Genomic DNA, 3,755 nt, shown 5'->3' on the forward strand with positions numbered 1-3,755 from the left:
GTGAACGACCGGCCCATCGGGACTCACGCCCAGCGAGCCCAACCGGTCCGCCGCAACTCACGCCCAACGAACCCACCCGGTCCCCCAGAACTCAGGCTCGGCGAGCCCACCCGGTCAGTCGGGAACCCCTCGCCCGGGCGTCCCGCTCGCCAAGCCTGCCGAAACTTCTCTCCAGGTCAGGGAAGCCTGCCCAGCTGGAGAGCCCTGTTCGTTGTGGTCTGTGCCAGGGGTAACCGGTCTGGGTCGAGGTGCCGTTTCGCCACCTCGACGGCCCACGAGCCCGGCGTTGCGGCGGTCCGCCACGTGCGGGTCAGCGGGCGTCTTCCTGGAGGCCGCCGGCCCCGTGCGGCGGGTGGTGTGACGTTGGCTGTGCCGTAACGGATGGGGCTTTTCACGCAGAACGGCGCCGCACACAGCGTGCGGCGCCGTTCTCGTGAGGATCGGTCAGTCGCGGTGGAGCTTGCGGTACGTCACCCGGTGCGGGCGCGCGGCGTCGGCGCCCAGCCGCTCGATCTTGTTCTTCTCGTAGTCGGCGAAGTTGCCCTCGAACCAGAACCAGTTCGAGCCTTCCTCCCACGCCAGGATGTGGGTGGCGATGCGGTCGAGGAACCACCGGTCGTGCGAGGTGATCACCGCGCAGCCCGGGAAGTCGAGCAGCGCGTTCTCCAGCGACGACAGGGTCTCGGTGTCGAGGTCGTTGGTCGGCTCGTCGAGCAGCAGCACGTTGCCGCCCTGCTTGAGGGTGAGCGCCAGGTTGAGCCGGTTGCGCTCGCCGCCCGACAGGACGCCGGCCTTCTTCTGCTGGTCGGGCCCCTTGAACCCGAACGCCGCGATGTAGGCCCGCGACGGCATCTCCACGTTGCCGACCTTGATGTGGTCGAGCCCGTCGGAGACGACCTCCCAGACGTTCTTGTTGGGGTCGATGCCGCCCCGGCTCTGGTCGGCGTAGGAGATCTTGACCGTGTCGCCGACCGTGATCGACCCGCTGTCGGGCGTCTCGCTGCCGGTGATCATGCGGAACAGGGTGGTCTTGCCCACGCCGTTGGGGCCGATGATGCCGACGATGCCGTTGCGCGGCAGGTCGAACGTCAAGCCCTCCATCAGCAGACGGTCGCCGAAGCCCTTGGTGAGCTTGTCGGTCTTGATCACCGTGGTGCCCAGGCGCGGGCCCGGCGGGATCTGGATCTCCTCGAAGTCGAGCTTGCGGTGCTTGTCGGCCTCGGCGGCCATCTCCTCGTAGCGCTGGAGGCGGGCCTTGCTCTTGGTCTGGCGGGCCTTCGGGTTGGAGCGCACCCACTCCAGCTCGTCCTCTAGGCGCTTCTTGCGCTTGGCGTCCTTCTGGCCCTCGACCTTGAGACGCTGAGCCTTGGCCTCGAGGTAGGTGGAGTAGTTGCCCTCGTACGCGAACGCGCGGCCGCGGTCGAGCTCCAGGATCCAGCCGGCGACGTTGTCGAGGAAGTAGCGGTCGTGGGTGACGGCCAGGACCGTGCCGGCGTACTTCTCCAGGTGCTGCTCCAGCCACTGCACGCTCTCGGCGTCGAGGTGGTTGGTGGGCTCGTCGAGCAGCAGCAGGTCGGGCGCCTCCAGCAGCAGCTTGCACAGCGCGACCCGGCGACGCTCACCACCGGACAGCTTGGTCACGTCGGCGTCGGGCGGCGGGCAGCGCAGCGCGTCCATCGCCTGCTCGAGCTGGCTGTCGAGATCCCAGGCGTTGCGGTGCTCGAGCTGCTCCTGCAGCTTGCCCATCTCCTCCAGCAACTCGTCGCTGTAGTCGGTGGCCATCTGCTCGGCGATGTCGTTGTAGCGCTGGAGCATCGCCATCGTCTCGGCGACGCCTTCCTGCACGTTGCCGAGGACGGTCTTCTCCTCGTTGAGCGGCGGCTCCTGCTGGAGCATGCCCACCGTGAAGCCCGGCATCAGCCTGGCCTCGCCGTTGGACGGCTGCTCCAGACCGGCCATCATCCGGAGCAGCGTCGACTTCCCGGTGCCGTTCGGCCCCAGGACACCGATCTTGGCTCCTGGCAGGAACGACAACGTGACGTCGTCAAGCACAACCTTGTCGCCGTGCGCCTTGCGCACGCGCTGCAGCGTGTAGATGTACTCCGGCATGCCCTCTAGCTTAGGGGCTCCCCGGCCAGGCTTCCGCCGCTCCTCCCGATGAGCACCCGGCCCGCTCGCCCGCGCCGGTCAGGAGGCGGGCTCATGCGGCAGCGAACGCGGCGGCGGCGACTGCGGCGGCTGCACGGCCGGGACGCAGACGCGGTCGCGCCCCAGCTCCTTGGCCCGGTACAGCGCCAGGTCGGCGGCGGCCAGCAGGTCGATCAGGTCGTCGCCGTGCACGTTCATCAACGCGACCCCGGCCGAGATCGTCACCCTGACCAGGGTGTCGTCGACCGGGATGGCCATGAGAGCGACGTGTGTACGCAGCCGCTCGGCCACCTGGCGGGCCTCCACGCCGTCGGCTCCCGGCAGGAGCACGACGAACTCCTCGCCGCCGAAGCGCCCCACCACGTCGTAGTCGCGGAGCTGACCGCGCAACGTGCTCGCCACCCCGACCAGCACCTGGTCGCCGACCAGGTGACCGTGGGCGTCGTTGACCCGCTTGAAGTGGTCGATGTCGATGATCAGCAGGGCCAGGGCGTCGCCCGTGCGGCGGGCGCGGACGATCTCGGTGTCCGCCTCACGCTGCCAGGCCGCCGCGTTGAGCAGCCCGGTCTTGGCGTCCGTACGGGCGGCTGCCTGAAGCTGAGCGTGCAGGAGGCTGCGCTGGAGCAGCACCACGGGCGGCAGCGCCAGGATGAGCAGGGCCAGGTTGAGGCCGCAGAGGATGGCGACCGTGACGCCGAGGCAGAGCTCGACGACGTCCAGCAGCACGCTCTCCCGGTCCCACAGGACCTCGCGCCAGGTGATGTCGGGGTCGGCCGTGCGCGCGGCGACGGCGATGAGCCCGATGTTCAGCAGGGCGAACAACACCGCGGCCGCCACCGCGTACAGGATCGGCGGGCCGCTCCCCCACGACAACGACCACGGGTCCTCGACGACATGGTGGAAGGCGAGGCTGGCCGTGCAGCCGGCCAGCCCGATCGCCGCCGCGCTGAACACCCGCCGGTGCAGCACCGTCGCCCGCACCCGCACCTGGAGCAGGATCTGCAGCACAATGGGCGCGAACAACGCGTACACCGGTGGCAGGAGCAGCGCCACCGGCAACCACCAGGCCGACAGCAGGTCTCGCGAGACACCCGCCGGCATGCCGAGCCGTCTGCTCGCCTCGATGCACACCGCCCCGCACGCCATCAACGCGCCGAACGTGAGCGCGTCCTGCCACCGGAAGGCGGTGGACGCCCCCAACACGACGATCGCCGCGAGATCGAGGGCGACGATGGCGCAGAGGTAGAGCACCAGACGGCGACGTTGCCCGAGCAACGGCCAGCGACCAGCCAGCGTTGACACACCACCGCGAGACTTGACCGAGGCGTGACCGGTAACCGCCATCCTGTCTCCTCACTGACTAACGATGTGTAACACAATAATTGCGGAGTGTGCGTCGCGCGACGGGAACCGATACGTTGGCAGCCGGCCCGCCCCAGCCAGGGGCGGGCGGTGCTGGAGAGCCGTGCTGGAAAGGAGCGACCATGGTGCGGGGCGTAACCTGGACCGACCAGCTGCCCTAGCCAGACCCATACGGGGCAACACACCATCGGCCCACCCTCGGGGGAACCACTGGGACTTCGGCCGATGCCCCCTCCTCCCCCCTC

General features: G+C 69.3%; 2 protein-coding genes. Both read right to left on the bottom strand.

What is annotated here, in order from left to right:
• Window positions 1–444: 444 nt before the first annotated feature.
• Window positions 445–2,109, bottom strand: a complete 1,665-nt coding sequence (gene ettA, locus C1J01_RS46780) for an energy-dependent translational throttle protein EttA (protein WP_111185453.1) — start codon at window positions 2,107–2,109, stop codon at window positions 445–447.
• A 78-nt stretch (window positions 2,110–2,187) separates the two neighbouring features.
• Window positions 2,188–3,492: a sensor domain-containing diguanylate cyclase gene (locus C1J01_RS46785; protein WP_111185455.1), complete on the bottom strand. Its 1,305-nt coding sequence runs from the start codon at window positions 3,490–3,492 to the stop codon at window positions 2,188–2,190.
• Window positions 3,493–3,755: the final 263 nt, after the last annotated feature.

It is taken from the genome of Nonomuraea aridisoli, assembly GCF_003236395.1.
GTDB lineage: Bacteria > Actinomycetota > Actinomycetes > Streptosporangiales > Streptosporangiaceae > Nonomuraea > Nonomuraea aridisoli.

Excerpts from the sequence above, each read along its gene's own strand:
- ettA (WP_111185453.1), bottom strand. The coding sequence starts at position 2,109 with ATGCCGGAGTACATCTACACGCTGCAGCGCGTGCGCAAGGCGCACGGC.
- C1J01_RS46785 (WP_111185455.1), bottom strand. The coding sequence starts at position 3,492 with ATGGCGGTTACCGGTCACGCCTCGGTCAAGTCTCGCGGTGGTGTGTCA.